Raw genomic sequence first — 16,956 nt, forward strand, 5'->3', positions numbered from 1 at the left:
AAAATTATGAACAAAAGCCAATTGACATTTTGCGCACTGGCCTTCCTGGCCTGTACGGCTTGTAGTAAACAGGGATTTTTAGATCAGACGCAATCATCAGATCTGAATGAAGAGGTCGTCTTTTCGGATAGTACATATACCATTAACTTCCTGTCTGGAATATATGGTGATATTGGGTTTGCGACTTGGCCCAAGCGCTTTGGTGGGGGCGGGCTTGATGCCAGCACAGACGAAGCGGAAGGCGCTGGACTGGGCAGCATCAATACCTTTATCCAGTTTGCTACCGGTACCGTCAACTCCAATATTATCACCAATGATGCATGGGCAAAACCCTATACCAATATTCGTAGGGCAAATATTATGCTTAAAAACCTGCATAGGGCACGCTTTGGTACGGCTATTAAGGTGCGGGTAAAAGCCGAAACCCGGTTTTTAAGGGCCTATTATTACTTTATCTTATTGGAACATTATGGTGGTGTGCCACTGATGGGAGATAGTGTATACGCAGCGAGTGATGTGATCCCGGCCAAGCGTAATACCTTCGATGAATGTGTGAGCTATATCGCGGCTGAATGCGATGCCGCAGCGCAGGATCTCCCATGGGAACATGCGGGTGAAGACTATGGACGCATCAATAAAGCAGCCTGTTATGGGTTGAAATCTCGCTTACTGCTTTATGCTGCGAGTCCGCTGTTCAATGGTAGCCCAGTGACAACAGAGGAGGCGTTGAAGGATGTCGTTGCCTATCCCGTCGTGGATGAAACACGCTGGCAGCGGGCCGAAGCGGCAGCAGCGCAGGTCATTGAATCGGGACATTATAGTTTGTATGTCAACAATGATCCCGAACCTGGATTTGGCTTCTATCAGCTGTTTCAACAGCGTAAAAATTCAGAATATATCCTCGCCAAAATGCAAGATTCCAACCGGGATCTTGAAGGGATCTGGAACCCTCCAACTTTTGGGGTAAGCAATCCGGGAGCTTATCCTTATCTGGAAACGGTGGATGCTTTTGGGATGCGGAATGGTTTGCCTATTAACGATCCCAATGCTGGATACGACCCGAAAACCCCTTATAAAAACCGGGATCCCCGCTTGGCAAATACCGTAACCCGGGATCAGTCTTTGGTCTTCCACCGGGATGGATTGGCCCGGAGACCAGTCAATATCTATATCGATAAGACCAATCCAAATAACGTGACTTCGGGACAGGATGCTATCTACCGGGGCACGCCTACAGGATATTATACCTATAAAATGGTCAATAGGGATGTAGCGGCGGATTGGTTTAATACCTATACGCCACGCTGTCTGCCAATCATCCGATATGCCGAAATCTTGTTGAACTATGCTGAAGCACGCAACGAATCGCTTGGGATCCCGGATCAGAAGGTCTATGCGGCGGTGGAGGCAATCCGAGAAAGGGCAGGATTGGATCCTTTTGTATTGCCTACTGGCCTAAACAAACAAGCTATGCGCGAGATTATCCGGAATGAGCGACAAAAAGAACTGGCCTTTGAAGGACACCGTTTTTTTGATGTACGCCGTTGGAAGCTGGCTGAATCATTGGAAAATAAACAGCTGCATGGCACCGAACCTGTCCGTACAGCATCGGGGACAAGCTATAATACCATCAACGTACGAAAACGTGTCTTTGACAAACGTATGTATCTCTGGCCTATCCCGCAATCTGAAGTAGCTAAGTCCTTAGACTTGATTCAAAATCCAGGTTATTAAAAAAAATTAAACGGATGAAAATATATAAGATACTTTCATGGCCCTTGATGCTGATCCTATGTTGGGGAATAAACTCCTGTAAGGATGAGCTGGGCAATATCCCCACTGAGGAGGCGGAAAAAGATATTACTGGAAACTGGAAAGTAACACAGCTGACCCGAAATGGTGAAAACCTGAGTAAGCGTTTGAAATTGGACAATTTTAAGATCGATTTCAATGCAGACGGAACCTATACCATAGCTGATGATCTTCCTTTTGTGGTCAGCGGTTCGGGAAGGTACCGTCTGGATGATCCACAATATCCCTTTAGCGTAGTGCTCAACCCTGCAGGAGGGAAGGAAGAGGTGGTCCTCAAATTCCAATTCCCTGTGGTCAATGGCAAACGCCAGCTCAGTTTAGTCATGAGCCTTGGTTGCAGCAGCAATACCTATCAATATGATTGTGAACGTTTAAACGGGGGAATATGAAAAAGAACACACATTATTCGACATATATCTACTGGGCAATGGGCCTCTTCTTGGCTATATTCTTAGCCCAATGTGGCCTTAAAGCCATCTCAGTAGTGGTGCCAAAATCTGCAAAGGCAAATCAGCGGGTAACTTTTACAATGCATTGCGGAGCCGAGCCCCGTATCCAGGGTGGAGGTAGTTATAGCACGCAGCTGGTCGCGGGGATCATGGTGCCCAAGGGGTGGAATGCACGCAAAAACCTGACGATGTCCTTTACCAGTCCAAAAGGAAATGGTACCATGCGTATTATTCCGGACAGCGAACTCGAACCTGTATCAGGACTGAGCTGGCATCAGGCCGCCAAGAAAATGTTCGGTATAGGTCCCAATCTGGTGGATGATATGGAATGGATTGTTTTTAGGAGTACGCAGGCCTATTCCTTTGTTAATAACGAAGATATCGATTTTACGGTGAAGGCGGAATGTAACGTTGGAACCGAAAATATGTTGCTGTCTTTGGGATTCTATATCGGTTCTTCCATCGAAAATCTGCGCCCGGAGGATACCGATTATAAGAAGTTTACGTTCTCAAATGCTTTTGAAGTAACTGATGGTGAGGGCGATCTTATCGATTTCATCAATCCACAGCTGGGTACTGTACAACCGGTCAAAAGTCTGGACAATGATATCATTACCTTGACTTTTGATGGCGGGGTTACCAATACGGTATTGGATCAGGAGACGGCCATATATCTCCATGTTAAGGCGATGGACGAATCAGGAAAGCTGATTGCCGAAATCAAGAAACAGACAGCGGATACCAAATTGACGGACATCGGTGGTAAGAAATACCGCATTGATATCTGGCCACGTGGATTTTTTAAACTCGACAAAGATGTGCACATCGCCCGGTTGGAATACTTCTATTCGGACGTTACGGGAACTAAAAGTGTAGGCTATGGTAATACGGATGAGCCTTTTAAATATACCTTCCGCTGTGAGTGATTGATAACCTAATAAACGAAAGACAAATGTTTAATCATTATATAAAATTAAGTGTTGTCGGTGTGCTGTTGGTTATTGCCGACAAGCAGACCGTACAGGCCAGCTGGTATCCACGACTCCGCGAGATTGTCTCAGGCTATGCGGACGGGGTGATCGGAAAATTTCCGAAAATTCTGGATGAATATGGTAAGCCAATCTCGGGTGCCAAAGTCTTTGATGCCGAGCGGCAGCTTATAGGCGAGACCGATGAAAATGGAGATTTCTCTTTGACAGGTGGTATTATACATGAAGCCCTGTGGGTAGAATATCCAGGATATTATCGAAAGATGATAAAAGGAGATTCCGAAAAATCGGTGTCTCTGGTGCCAGCTGTACTTCAGCGCGCAGACTCTTTGTATATAAGCTATGACAAAAAGAAAAGTTCGGAGCTATTGGGAGCTGTTTCGGTAGTCTATAACAGTCAGATCAAAGATGTGCCAACTCCTTTGTATTTAAATGCACTCACAGGCCGCATACCTGGTCTGTTTACGCAAGAAGTCAGCGGATTTAGGTCACCGAGCATGACAGCAATCACGGCTAATGATCTGGCGGGATCTCTTCCTTCGGATGCCGTGAAATATCGTTCCAGCATCGGTGACAATACTGAAATTGGCTTCAGCTTGAGAGGACAGAGTCCGATAACTTTAATCGACGGTGTGCAGCGAGATATCTATTCCATAGATCCCGAAAACATCGAATCGGTGACCGTTCTCAAAGATGCACTGTCGAGCATTTTATTGGGACAACGTAGTTCCAGAGGGATATTGCAGGTAACGACGAAAAAAGGACAGGCAGGACCACCAAGGATCAGCTTTACAGCACAAACAGGAATCCAGCAATCGCTTAAAATGCCACAGCCATTGAACGCCTATCAGTATGCCTATCTCTATAACGAAGCATTGCTCAATGCAGGGCGGCAACCCGTGTATAGTTCGGACGATTTTAAGGCCTTTAGAGATGGAACCAATTCCTTGTTCTTCCCGGATGTCAACTGGTACGATGCCGTCGTACGGGACAATAACCCGATCACCAAATATAACCTGGGTGTGAAGGGCGGAATCAAAAATGCACGTTATGCCCTTTCGCTAAGCTACCTGAACCAATATGGTCTATTTAAATCGGATGATAAGTTTGACTATGAGACCAATCTACAGAATAAACGTTATCTCATCAATAGTGCCATTGATGTGGATGTGACCGATGACTTAACGATTGGTCTACAGTTTTTTGGAAAAATACAGGATGGCAGACAGCCGGGGGCAAAAACAGGAACGATCTTATCGACTTTGTACAATACACCGAACAACGCGTATCCAATTTTTAATCCCGACCAATCTTATGGTGGTTCCTCCGTGTATCGGAGCAATTTGTACCAGCTTACTACGGGATCGGGTTATCTGTTGGACAATACGAGGGACCTGCTGGCTAATCTGGATTTTAATTACAAGCTTGACAAATTTGTTCCTGGACTGTACGCAAAGGGTAAGCTAAATGTTTCATCAACCTCGTCGAGTCTCATTGACCGCAATCGCCAACAGCCGGTGTATGACTTAAGCTATAACGAGCAAAAAGAGCTCGTGTATGTACGGTATGGAACGATAGCGGACCAGCCTAATTCATTTGCGACCACGTCGACAGCAAATTTTTTCTATTTCCAGGGGGCACTGGGGTATGATAAACAAGTGAGTGAGAAACATCGTGTCGGAGCCAAACTGTTTATGGATAGGCAAACGGCCAATTATCAGTTTGACTTACCTGCGATCTACACCAACTTTGCGGCGACAGCAAACTATGCCTATCAGGATAAGTACTTTGCTGAAGTAGCCTTAAACTATTCAGGATTCAATCGTTTTATGCCGGGAAACCAATATGGCTTGTTTTATGGTTTTGGGTTGGGCTGGGATATGATGCAGGAAGACTTTCTGAAGGAAAAAGCGGATTGGCTTTCTCAACTGAAATGGAGCGCTACATTTGGGCGGACGGGAAATACCAACGAAGCCGCCCTAGGTTATTACAGCTGGCGAGCTTCTTATGGACAAGACGGAGCGAACGGCTATGATTTCGGCTCAGAATATGCTTACACCAATAGCTTGATCGAAAAAGGGCTTGCCAACATTGAAGGAACCTGGGAAAAGGGAAATAAATTTAACATCGGTTTGGATGCTGCATTCTGGCATTCGACACTGAAATTGACAGCCGACTATTTTAGAGATACTTATTTTGACCTATTGCAACAGCGCGGATCGACCATTGACTTGATCGGTATTGGATATCCGAATGAAAATATTGGTAAAAACCGGTATGAAGGGCAGGAAATCAGTTTGACCTATCAAAATAATTTCGGTGAGTTTAACTATTTCATTACCGCTAATGCCTCACGGATGAAGACCCAAGTGCTGTATATGAACGAGGTCTTTCAGCAATATAATTGGAACAGGCGCACGGGGATGCCCGTAGGCCAGACATTTGGTTACCGTGCGGATGGGCTAATCCAGACGCAGGAAGAAGCCGATAATGCACCTTTGTTATCGGGAAATAAGGTGTATCCTGGTGATGTCAAACTGGTGGACCTGAATGGAGACGGTATCATCAACCAGTACGATCAAACGGCCATTGGCAATACAAAACCACTCGTATATTTTGGCACTACCTTAGGATTCAATGTCGCAGGCTTTGATTTCAGTGTATTGCTTCAGGGGGTATTAAACCGTAGTTACCAACAAACGGATTATTCCTTTGGGAATACTGGCGACGGACAGGGATTTGATTATATGCTGGGACGTTGGACACCGGAGACCGGTACTGCTGCATCCTATCCAAGGCTGACGCTGGGACCCGATCCGACCAATACACAAAATATTTCGAGCTACTGGACCCGCTCGGGGGAATATCTTAGGGTAAGGAACCTGGATGTCGGCTATACACTGCCCTTCAATTGGACACAGCGAGCGAAGCTATCCTCGGTACGCATCTTTGCAAACGCACAAAACCTGTTCACTTTTACCCCCTATGGACGTTTGGATCCTGAAATATCATCTGGTACAGCTTATCCAGCACAGCGGATCATAAGCTTTGGTGTAAACGTGAAATTATAAACCTTAGAAATCGACAATGATGAAATATTCCTATTCAAACCACATACATGCTGAGGAGCAAGAAGTATCATGCAGATCGTCTGAAATGAAACTTGTGTCCAAAGTGGACCGGGGCTTCCGGATAGCCTTTAAATTACAAATCATTCGTGTGACGTATGATCAGCTAAAATGGATGCTCGTAGTCGGAGTTGCGATCGGGATCTTCTCCTGTAAAAGCGACCTAGAGGAAGAGCCTATCGAGCTGCAGACACTGGACCAGGTGTTTGACCGACGGGATTCGGCCGGTGTAAATGCAAACCGGTTTCTGACCGATTGCTACCGTTATCTGCCCAGCCTAGGGAATCGGGTCGGTGGAGATTTCCTGGACGCAGCCACGGATGATGCTGTTTCCTCCAATCCGACCAACACATCGGTACAGCAGTTGGCAACAGGTTCTTATACTTCGGATAATTATCAGGACAACCTTTGGGCATCTTGGTATCAGGGGATTCGAAAGACCAGCATTTTTATTCAAAATATCGATCGTGTACCGGTAAAGGGACAACTCGAAAATGGTACGCCCATGCCGCGGGTATGGAAAGCAGAAGCAAAATTTATGCGTGCAATATTTTATTTTGAATTGGTCAAACGGTATGGCGGAGTGCCGCTGATGGGTGATAAGGTATACCAGCTGACCGATGATATTGAGTTGCCGCGGGCAAGTTTCGAAGAATGTGTCAACTATATCGTAGGAGAATGTGATGCAATAAAAGATAGCCTACGTGTAGATCCATTTAATCTTGCTTTTTATGGAAGGCCGACCAAGGCGGCTGCCATGGCATTAAAATCCCGGGTGCTCCTGTATGCTGCGAGTCCATTGTTCAATGGTGGAAATATCGATGGGCAGAATGATCTCTCCGGGTATACCGCATTTTCAGCTGCGCGGTGGCAGTTGGCGGAGAATGCGGCCAAAGATCTGATGGACCTAAATATCTTCAAGCTTGAACCTCTGTTTAAAGATGTCTTTATCACACGCAACAATGAACGGATCTTTGGGAAGCAAGGCGGAAATAATACCAGTTTTGAAAACAACAATGGTCCTGTGGGCTATGCCAATGGGGTGAATAATGGCCGAACTAGTCCCACCCAAGAACTTGTAGATGCCTTTGGGATGAGCAACGGACTGAAAATTACGGACGAAAATTCAGGCTATGATCCAAATGATCCTTATGCTGGACGGGAAAGCCGCTTCTACGCAACTGTTTTTTATAATGGGGCACCTTGGTTAAATCGGGCTGTACAGACCTTTGAGGGTGGATCCGATAAACCGGGCGGATCCAAGCAGCAAACAAAAACGGGCTATTACCTCCGTAAGTTTATGGGGAATTTTGAATCCCTTGCAAACTATAGTAATGTAAACCACGACTTTATCCTGTTCCGTTATGCTGAAATATTGTTGAATTATGCTGAAGCACGAAATGAACGTCTGGACAGACCTGATGTCAATGTCTATCGTGCTGTTGAACAAATACGACAACGGGCAGGACTGACTCCCTATCAGCTTCCCAATGGATTGACCAAAGCAGAAATGCGGGAGCTGATCTACCTCGAACGGAGAAAGGAACTGGCCTTTGAGGAGCATCGCTTTTACGATGTGCGAAGGTGGAAAATAGCCGAAGAGGAATTTAATAAGGAGCTTCACGCCACAGTCATTTATCAAACGGGAACCGGGGCGATCAGGCACTTACTTCCTATTCTGAAAATGACATTTGATACGAAAATGTATTTGGCTCCTATTCCGTTTTCGGAAGTGATCAAAAATCCAAAAATGGTACAGAATCCAGGCTGGTAATTGGCTTATTTACGTAAGCCGAAGCAGGCTGCGCGAATGGCTTTAATCATGAATAAATAAAATATAAACGGATGAAAAAGAGCATATATCTGTTAACAATAATGGTTTTGACGCCATTTATACTATTGGCGCAATCCATTGTGAATGGTATTGTCAAAAATAGTTCGGGTCCCTTGGTGGGTGTATCGGTACAGGAGAAAGGAGGGGGAGCAACACAAACAGATCAAAATGGACGATTTAAATTGACCTTACGTGGTACTAAGGCCTTGGTATTTACAAGTATAGGATATAATACCCAGCAACGAGACGTGAAGCAGGGTGATAATATCGAAGTGATCATGCAATCAAGCAGCCAGGATATTGATGAGGTAGTGGTGGTGGGATTTGGTACGACTAAAAAGCTGACCAGCACGGGCGCTGTCAGTTCAATAAAGGGAGCAGATATCCGTCAGGTCCCAACATCGAGCGTACAGAATGCATTGGCTGGAAGATTGCCGGGGTTTGTTTCGGTACAACGCTCCGGGCAACCTGGCAAGGATGCTTCGGATTTTTATATCCGCGGTGTCAGTTCATTGAATCCAGAAGGAAACCAGCCCTTGATTATTGTTGATGATATCGAATATACATATGAACAACTTTCGCAGATCAACGTCAATGAAATCGAAAGTATTTCGATTTTAAAGGATGCATCGACGACGGCTGTTTTCGGTATCAAGGGGGCAAATGGTGTATTGGTTGTCAAAACGCGGCGGGGCGAATCGGGAAGGCCAAAGATCAATGCGCGTGTCGAGTCGGGTATGCAGAGCCCGGTTACAAAATTGAAATTTTTGAATGCCTATGAAAGTGCGCTCTTATGGAATGAAGCGATAGCAAATACGGTGGGAGACAATTCCAATCAGCCTTTTAGTGAAACAGATTTGGCACATTTCCGTTCGGGGGACGATCCTTATGGCCATCCCGATATTAATTGGTACGATCGGATCTTTAAACCATCGAGCCAACAGTACAATACAAATATTGATATTACTGGTGGCGGCGAAAGTATTAAATATTTTGTATCAGGAGGGGCTTTCTCCCAAAATGGAAACCTTTACAATTTTGAGAATGAAGGTGACAAAGTTAATAATAACTATTATTACCGTCGTTTCAACTTGCGGTCGAATCTGGATGTACAAGCGACGAAGACGCTCAAATTACGATTGGATTTCCGGGCGAACTTCAATCGTATCAATTCACCGAGGGCGGGAAATATCGTTGGTGAGGTGTTCAATTTTAATAAGATAAGACCTTGGTCGGCACCATTTATCAACCCAGATGGTTCGTTCGCCTATGCCAGTGATACGCAGGAGTTGCTACCGACGATCAATGCGCGCCTGGCAGCATCCGGCTATAGCTTGGATCGACGTAACGATATCAATATTTTATTTGGCGGGACTCAGGAACTGAATGCTTGGTTGAAGGGGCTTTCATTTTCTACCCGTGTAGCCTATGCCAGCGTGGAGTCGAATGGTCGAGAGCAGGCCCGCGATGAGATACCTGTGTATCGTTATGACCCGAGTTCGAACGGTTACCAGCTGAAAGGTGGGGCACCTTATGTGCTGGGCAATTATACGTTGCGGGCCTACCAGGGGGATTACAACAGTCGGGTGAATGTTCAGGCCAATTTCAATTATGCGCGAACTTTTGGGGATCATGGGGTGACAGCACTCCTGCTGTATAATCGGGAATCCTATAAAACAAAGGGGGATAAGAAAACCAACTGGATTCCACAGAATTTTGAAGGCTATACCTTTCGCGCAGGGTACAACTTTAAAGAGAAATTCTTATTGGATGCGACAGCAGCATACAATGGCTCGGATCGTTTTCAGGCGGCACAACGTTATGGCCTTTTTCCGGCGGTGTCGGCAGGATACAATCTAGCAAAGGAATCGTTTTTCAAAGATGCATTTAACTTTGTAGAGTTATTTAAATTGCGGGCTTCCTATGGAATCGTGGGTTCTGACAAGGTCGCCGGTGACCGTTATCTTTACCAGCAGGTATACAACGAGGGTGGAAGCTATTCTTTTGGTGAAACCCATCAGCCTTCACTTATTATCACGGAAGGAAATCTGGGAAATAATAATGTCACTTGGGAAAAACAGAAGTCATTTGATGTAGGACTCGATGTCAATCTATGGAAAAACAAGTTTTCCATGACCTTTGACTATTTCAATAACCTGCGGTACGATCAGCTCGTCACTTCACAGTCGCTTTTCCAGCACATCGGTGTAGGGGTCTCACCATCAAATATTGCGAAAGTACGGAACAGGGGTGTGGAGTTGGAACTGAATGTAAACAACAATATCGGTGCATTTAATTATAATATTAAAGGTGTATTGACGTATTTCAAAAATAAGATCTTGTTTCAGGATGAACCGGCACCAGCTTATCCTTGGTTGCGGCTGACAGGGCAACAGATTAATCAGCCATTGGGTTATCTGTACGATGGTTTTTATACCGAAGAAAATATCGGTATAAGTCCAAAACCATCAGGAGGATATGAGGTGCGGCCTGGCGACCTGCGGTACAAAGACCTAAATAACGATGGTATAATTGATGACTATGATCGAACGGTGATCGGTAAACCCAATATTCCGAATACCAGTTTTGGGCTTACCCTGGGGGGAAGTTACAAAGGTTTTAGTTTTAATGTGCTGCTACAGGGAACCACTGGGTACAGTTTTAGCGTTCAGGGAAGCGGTATTGAGCCCTTCCAGAGCCAGTTTCAACCGATCCACCAAGAGCGCTGGACTGCGCAAACAGCCTCTACAGCTAAATTTCCACGCTTAACGACTAATCCGACAACGATTAATAGCCCATCAACCTATATGTCTGATTTTTGGCTTATTGATGCAACCTATTTACGTTTGAAGACAGTTGAACTGGGCTACCAGTTGCCCAATAAATGGTTGCCATTTAAGATGAACAATGCGCGCTTATATCTGAGCGGATATAATCTGCTGACTTGGACGAATTATTCCTTATATCAGCAGGATCCTGAGGTGACCTCCAACAGTGCTGGAGATGCGTATCAGAATCAACGTGTCGTCAATCTGGGTATACAGATCGGGCTTTAACAGTAAGTGATCAGGCTTAAATAATAGGCTTACAGGTTTAAATAATAAGCGAGACCAAATAGTTTTGGTCCCGCTTATTATTTTGGTGGCAATTTGGCGGATCCGGATTACCCACTTATAATCTTTCAATAGTTGGATTATTGGTGGTAATTGATAGCGATATCCTTCATCTCGAATCCTTGTGGTGCCTTTACAGTCGCAGTACTTCCAACAGGAAGGGTAATATCTAGCTTTAATTTATGCTTTTTGATGGACCAATCTACTTTAACCTCACCATAAGGAGTCTCAATGGCTGTTTTTGCCCAAGTAAGGCCTTTGGGAATCTGCGGACTAATGAGGATATGTTTATATCCTGGTTGTTTTTCATCAACACGGATTCCACCGATAGCTTGGTAAAACCAAGTTCCGATACCATTATAACAATTATGGATCCGGCTACGCTCTCCACTCCAATATTCCCAGGTCGTGGACGCACCCTGGTCAAGCATAAAAAGGTAGCCGGGATAATCCCGCTGCTTGAGCATAGTATACATAAAGTCAACAGAATTGTTGTCCGTGGCCCATTGCGTGAGAATTGGTACGCCAACGAGCCCTACGGCGATATGGTTGTTGTATTTTTCGGCACTTTCTCTTAAAAGCTGTTGTTTTACTGTTGCATAGGAAGCTTTGGGCGTGATTCCGAGCAGCATGGGATAGCTCATGTCAAGTTGAGAGCCTGTAGCATATTGGTTTGTCTCTTTATTAAAAAATACCTGATGGATCAAAGCGTCCAATTTTCCTTTTCGTGTGGCAAAGTCCTGTGCTTCTTGTGGGAGCTGGAGGACTGTGGCTATTTTCTCCATCGTAGCCAAGCATTCGCTCACAACACAATTGCTGACTAGGTCGACCGAGCGAGCAGCTCCCGCATCTACGCCAGCTGGGGCAAGCCAGTCTCCTAAAAACCAATCGCGGTATTGAGTATCTGGCCAGCGTGTAAGGAGCCCATCTCTGCTATGACGCTCTACATAAGAGAGCCATTGTTTCATGGCAGAATAGTGGCGTTGGATCAACCGCGGATCTTGGTAGTTGACATAAGTACGCCAGGACGCCATAATGAAAAAGCTGCACCAATAAGGCCCACCGCCACCTGCGCCAGGATTGGGTGCTACATGTGGTAGGCTGCCTCCCTCGCGCATGCTATCCGACCAGGCCTGTAGCCAGTTGACAAATAGTGGCGAACTTGCAAACATGGTTTGTAAGGTATTGGTGGATGAATTTCCGTCGCCACCATATCCGGCCCGTTCCAAATGTGGGCAGTCGACCATATATCCACTAAAAGAAAGACAACGCATGGTGTATTGGATCATCGTGTGGATGGCATTGAGGTCCGGATCCGAACAGATAAAAGAAGAGGTCTGGCGAAAGTCAGTATGGATTAAATGCGCTTTAATGTCTTTCTTTTTGGGGCTATGTCCGAGGTTGGAAATTTTGATGTATTGGAAAGCATGGTGATTGAACTTGTTGCGAAAAGTTTCGCGATGAAGTCCCAATGCAATGTAGCTATCCTGTTGTCCCTGAGGTATAAAATTACCAGCAGTGTCCAAGGCATCGCTATAATCGAAAACAACGGTCTGATCTTTCTTTAAACCAGTCATCTCCAGTTCGAACCATCCATTTAGTGCTTTTCCGATATCAATCAGCCAACTGCTATCACTGAGCTGTTTGATTGAGGTGGGCCGGTAGGTCGCTTGAATGCTATTCGGCTCGGTCATTTGTGGGCTAGCCTGTATACCGGGAAGTGCTATCGTGGATACTGGCGACCAGGAGCGATGGCCTAAAGCAATAGCGTTCATATCTGTTGGATTTAGGCTAGCCTGGACACGCTCGCCTCCAAATTGTAGTGCCTGCCAGGGACCTGTATCGGCGTACCCAGTGACTGAACCTTGCCAGGAGGAGTCGGAGACAAATTTTGTTTGCCAGTGACCCGTGTTGCGAATGTCGAGCTGAGCGCGGACTAACGCGCCATCAAAAGCAACGTTGAAACCTGTGGTTTTCTTGTACCAGCCCGTGCCAAGCCAAAGTACAATGCTGTTTTCCCCCTTACGAAGATAGCTGCTGATGTCATACGTATTGATCAATGAACGATTGTTCAAATGGGATACGGCAGGAGAAAGTACGTCTGAGCCCACCTTTTTCCCATTGATATATACTTCATAGTATCCGAGCGAATTGATATGTAAAAAAGAGAGTGCCACGGCATCCAGATGAAAGTTTTTTCGGAGCAAAGGGCTATGCACACCTTTTAATCCAATATACTCACCTTGCATAGGCTGATCCTTCAGAAGTCCAATGCCAAACCGTTGGATATCACTCCAGTCGGATTGCTCGCCTTGGTTGCTCCATATCCTCACTCGCCAATAGCAAAGGGATCGAGACGCAAGGGGCTTGCCTGCATAAGGCACCATGACAGATGCGTCGGAGGCAACCTTGTTCGATTGCCAGAAATCTGCTTGATGATTTTCAAGTAAGGCTATGCTATCGGATGCAACTTGAATTTCGTAAAACTGCTGTCTCATTTCTCTACCGGGAGACTTTATTTTCCAACTGAAGTGGGGGCTGGTATTATCCAATGCATTTGGATTGATCAGGTTCTCACATCGAAGATCGTATAACTTGATGTTTTTGGATTTGCTGTAACCAAAAGAGGTCAGTAAACTCATTAGGCATAACGACAACAGGGCAAATGAATTGGTCATGTGAGGTCTAGTATTTGGTTTCCATAAAGTTAGGGAGCAAGTTGTATGTTTTTTAGTAGGGTAAATGTCCTGGTAAACTTTTTAAAACTTGTTTTTAATGCATGTTGTTGTTAATTAGTGTTTTATAGGTGTTTTTGTTTTTTTGTTTGGTAGATGTATTTATTCTGCTTTATGCTGAAAATATAAACAATCGATGGATCGCTAAGGTAAATTTTTGGTTATCTTTATAACAATGCTAAACCATTGGTTCTGATTGTATAACGAACTATATTTTTTGAACACTCAACTATATAAAAGTATGAAAAAGATCGAATTTATCCCACTTGTCGGGATTGACATTAAAAATATAGGGGCACTACCTTTAGGTGCGGGGCAAACAGAGGTGCAGGCGTTATTGGGGGAGCCTTCGGATGCGCTGGATGGTCAATATTATTATGATGAGCTCGAATTGCGGCTGGATTTCAATGACCGTGGGCAACTCGAATTTATCGAAAGTATCAATGGCCCTTATCCCGAAAAAACTGAAATCAATATCTATGGTGTCAACCCCTTTCAGCTGGAAGCCGAGGAACTGCTTCATATTCTGAGTGAAAAGAATAGCGGGCCTGTCGATGATTCGGAAGCGGGATACTGTTACACCTTTTTGAATAGTTCCGTCGGTGTGTGGCGGCAGATGACCGAAGAGGATATCCAGGAGGACATGGAAGCGATAAAAGCCGAGGGTGAATACGAAGATAATGTCGATATGCTGCTCGAGGATCTGGAAAAATCCAAGTTTTTCTGGACCATCGGAATTGGTGTGAAAGGATATTATGCCGATTAATGGTGCTGTTAAAATAGCAAAGACTCAATGGTCTATGGATTGGAGGAAATAGCGGAACATCGGTTTTTCCAGACTATGCGGGCGAATTGGAAACGGATAACTCGACGTTTTGCAGGCAGTAATTTTACTGAAACGCCTGCCTAAATTCTACCGGGCTCTGTTGAGTGTTTTTCTTAAAGACCTTACTGAATGACTGAGGGTGTTCAAAGCCTAACTCGTATGCTATTTCGCTGATCGATAAAGAACTGGTGCTCAATCGTAGTTTGGCGTATTCAATCATTTTATGCTGAATATGCTGCTGTGTGTTTTGCTGGGTATAGATACGCAGAACACTGCCTAGATAATTGGGGGATAAGTTGAGCTGCTCAGCCAGAAAACTGACGGTTGGAACACCGTACTCCCGCAATTTGTCCCGGTCAAATTGCGCTGAAAGTAGCTGTTCGAATCGTGTGACCATTTCCTGGGTTGATTTTTTTCGTGTGATAAACTGGCGCTCGTAAAATCGTTCGGCATAGATCAGTAACCGTTCGATCTGCTTGAGAATAAGTTCTCGGCTGAATTTGTCAATATTAGACTGATACTCTTTTTCGATATTCTGAAGAATATCCACGATAGTAGCTTCTTCTTTATCCGAAAGAAAAAGGGCCTCGTTGACTTCATATTGAAAAAAATCGTAAGTATGGATATGTTTTGCCAGTTCACTGTTCCACAAAAAATCAGGATGAACCAAGAGAATCCAGCCACTTGGCTCAGCACGGATCTCTTGATTGATCTCAACTGTTAGAAATTGTAAGGGCGACACAAAGGTCAGTACCCCTGAATCAAAATCATATTGCTGTTGTCCATACTTAAATTTGGCGTTTACATTTCGCTTTAATCCAATCGAATAAAAGTGCTGGATCCAATTTAATTTGCTGTCATTGATCGGGTAGTGCACCTGACTATAATCTACCAGACTGATCAATGGATGTTCGGGCTTGGGCAGTCCGCAAAAGCTATGGAACTCCGAAAGGGAATGAAAGCGAAATGTATTCTCCATAATTGTAAATTTACGTATTTTATCCTTTGTTATTACGGGTTATTCTTCGATACCCATCGGCTTTACTGCGCTATTTAACGGATTGCTCAAAACCCGTTGATACCGTATAGCTTTTCCATTTTTCAATCTCGGCAATCAGGGAGCTGATTTTATTTTTGGCAAGTTCATAGGCATCTTCACCCATTAGAAAATGGAACGGAGGATTTGACAATGTGCTCAGTTCGATCAATAACATAGCTGCCTTTTGTGGATCATTGGCCTGGTTGCCGTGGATCTGCTGTAGATGGGCGGCCTCTGTTTCTCTCGCTGAAACGTAGGCAGCTATCGGATTCGCTGCGGTATGGATGGAATTTTCGGATAGAAATTCGGTTCTGAAATAACCCGGATAAACAAGCGTTGTGTGTACGCCAAAAGGCTGCATTTCAACAGCTAGGGCTTCCGTAAAACCAGCGACGGCAAATTTGGTGGAACAATATACGCCGAATGCAGGGAAATTGCCGACCAGGCCGCCGATGGAAGCAATGTTGAAAATATGTCCGGATTGCTGGCGGCGGAAATAAGGGGCAATATGGCGGATCGCATTGAGTGAACCAAAGACATTAACATCGTAGTTGCGTCGTGTTTCCAGATCACTGAGTTCCTCTAGAGTACCTGTTTGCCCATATCCGGCATTGTTAACAAGAACATCTATCCTGCCGAAGTAATCAATAGCCGACAGCACCGCCCTGTTGACATCTGCATCGTTGGTGATGTCTACTTCAAGGGGCAGAAAATTTTCGTGATCGCCAATTTCATCTTCCAGCGTCTGTTTTGTTCGTGACGTCGCCACAACAAGATAATCCTGGGCAAGTAATTCTTTTACCAAGGTCAGCCCAAGCCCTTTAGAGGCGCCAGTGACAAACCATACTTTTTGTGATTTCATCTGTTTTTTTGTTTTGGATAATTTGATGTTTACAAAGGTGGCGATTTGGTGCTTTTTGGAAGTAGGCAGATCGACGGATCTTGTAGTCAAATCGTGGATTTGATTTTTGCTAAGCGTATGGGTCTTTTTGGTCTGTGATATTCATTTTGCATTTTACTGTTTGATCTTT

The 16,956-nt window shown here is 44.8% G+C and carries 10 protein-coding genes; 7 read left to right on the top strand and 3 right to left on the bottom strand.

Annotated elements, in window-relative coordinates; genetic code table 11:
* The first annotated feature begins 6 nt into the window (after positions 1-6).
* The 6 genes from HMAT_RS24475 to HMAT_RS24500 all read left to right on the top strand — a co-directional run bounded on the left by HMAT_RS24475 (position 7) and on the right by HMAT_RS24500 (position 11,268).
* Positions 7-1,734: a RagB/SusD family nutrient uptake outer membrane protein gene (locus HMAT_RS24475; RefSeq protein WP_104385467.1), complete on the top strand. Its 1,728-nt coding sequence runs from the start codon at positions 7-9 to the stop codon at positions 1,732-1,734.
* Between the two features lie 14 nt (positions 1,735-1,748).
* Positions 1,749-2,201, top strand: coding sequence for a DUF5004 domain-containing protein (locus tag HMAT_RS24480; RefSeq protein ID WP_233789570.1), 453 nt, complete (start codon positions 1,749-1,751; stop codon positions 2,199-2,201).
* Positions 2,198-3,187, top strand: coding sequence for a DUF4961 domain-containing protein (locus HMAT_RS24485; RefSeq protein WP_104385468.1), 990 nt, complete (start codon positions 2,198-2,200; stop codon positions 3,185-3,187). The genes HMAT_RS24480 and HMAT_RS24485 overlap by 4 nt, the downstream gene beginning before the upstream one ends.
* Before the next feature lie 26 nt (positions 3,188-3,213).
* Complete coding sequence (locus HMAT_RS24490; protein ID WP_104385469.1) at positions 3,214-6,321, top strand: SusC/RagA family TonB-linked outer membrane protein; 3,108 nt, start codon at positions 3,214-3,216, stop codon at positions 6,319-6,321.
* Between the two features lie 16 nt (positions 6,322-6,337).
* On the top strand, positions 6,338-8,152 hold the full coding sequence (locus tag HMAT_RS24495) for a RagB/SusD family nutrient uptake outer membrane protein (protein ID WP_233789572.1): 1,815 nt from the start codon (positions 6,338-6,340) through the stop codon (positions 8,150-8,152).
* A 71-nt stretch (positions 8,153-8,223) separates the two neighbouring features.
* Positions 8,224-11,268, top strand: coding sequence for a TonB-dependent receptor (locus HMAT_RS24500; RefSeq protein WP_104385470.1), 3,045 nt, complete (start codon positions 8,224-8,226; stop codon positions 11,266-11,268).
* Between the two features lie 137 nt (positions 11,269-11,405).
* Here the strand turns inward: HMAT_RS24500 and HMAT_RS24505 are convergent, their stop codons facing one another.
* Complete coding sequence (locus HMAT_RS24505; protein WP_104385471.1) at positions 11,406-14,003, bottom strand: family 78 glycoside hydrolase catalytic domain; 2,598 nt, start codon at positions 14,001-14,003, stop codon at positions 11,406-11,408.
* 298 nt (positions 14,004-14,301) lie between these two features.
* On the opposite strand from HMAT_RS24505, the gene HMAT_RS24510 reads away from it, so the two are divergent.
* The gene (locus tag HMAT_RS24510) at positions 14,302-14,826 is read left to right on the top strand and encodes a hypothetical protein (protein WP_104385472.1); all 525 of its coding nucleotides are present in this window, start codon (positions 14,302-14,304) and stop codon (positions 14,824-14,826) included.
* Positions 14,827-14,950: 124 nt separating this feature from the next.
* On the opposite strand, the gene HMAT_RS24515 is transcribed toward HMAT_RS24510, so the two are convergent.
* Complete coding sequence (locus HMAT_RS24515; protein WP_104385473.1) at positions 14,951-15,865, bottom strand: AraC family transcriptional regulator; 915 nt, start codon at positions 15,863-15,865, stop codon at positions 14,951-14,953.
* 70 nt (positions 15,866-15,935) lie between these two features.
* Positions 15,936-16,787: an SDR family NAD(P)-dependent oxidoreductase gene (locus HMAT_RS24520; protein ID WP_104385474.1), complete on the bottom strand. Its 852-nt coding sequence runs from the start codon at positions 16,785-16,787 to the stop codon at positions 15,936-15,938.
* Between the last annotated feature and the right edge of the window lie 169 nt (positions 16,788-16,956).

Origin of the sequence: Sphingobacterium sp. HMA12 (assembly GCF_002933815.1) — a bacterium.
Classification (GTDB): Bacteria; Bacteroidota; Bacteroidia; order Sphingobacteriales; family Sphingobacteriaceae; genus Sphingobacterium.

Excerpts from the sequence above, each read along its gene's own strand:
- HMAT_RS24485 (WP_104385468.1), top strand. The coding sequence starts at position 2,198 with ATGAAAAAGAACACACATTATTCGACATATATCTACTGGGCAATGGGC.
- HMAT_RS24510 (WP_104385472.1), top strand. The coding sequence starts at position 14,302 with ATGAAAAAGATCGAATTTATCCCACTTGTCGGGATTGACATTAAAAAT.
- HMAT_RS24475 (WP_104385467.1), top strand. The coding sequence starts at position 7 with ATGAACAAAAGCCAATTGACATTTTGCGCACTGGCCTTCCTGGCCTGT.
- HMAT_RS24495 (WP_233789572.1), top strand. The coding sequence starts at position 6,338 with ATGATGAAATATTCCTATTCAAACCACATACATGCTGAGGAGCAAGAA.
- HMAT_RS24505 (WP_104385471.1), bottom strand. The coding sequence starts at position 14,003 with ATGACCAATTCATTTGCCCTGTTGTCGTTATGCCTAATGAGTTTACTG.
- HMAT_RS24520 (WP_104385474.1), bottom strand. The coding sequence starts at position 16,787 with ATGAAATCACAAAAAGTATGGTTTGTCACTGGCGCCTCTAAAGGGCTT.
- HMAT_RS24515 (WP_104385473.1), bottom strand. The coding sequence starts at position 15,865 with ATGGAGAATACATTTCGCTTTCATTCCCTTTCGGAGTTCCATAGCTTT.
- HMAT_RS24480 (WP_233789570.1), top strand. The coding sequence starts at position 1,749 with ATGAAAATATATAAGATACTTTCATGGCCCTTGATGCTGATCCTATGT.
- HMAT_RS24490 (WP_104385469.1), top strand. The coding sequence starts at position 3,214 with ATGTTTAATCATTATATAAAATTAAGTGTTGTCGGTGTGCTGTTGGTT.
- HMAT_RS24500 (WP_104385470.1), top strand. The coding sequence starts at position 8,224 with ATGAAAAAGAGCATATATCTGTTAACAATAATGGTTTTGACGCCATTT.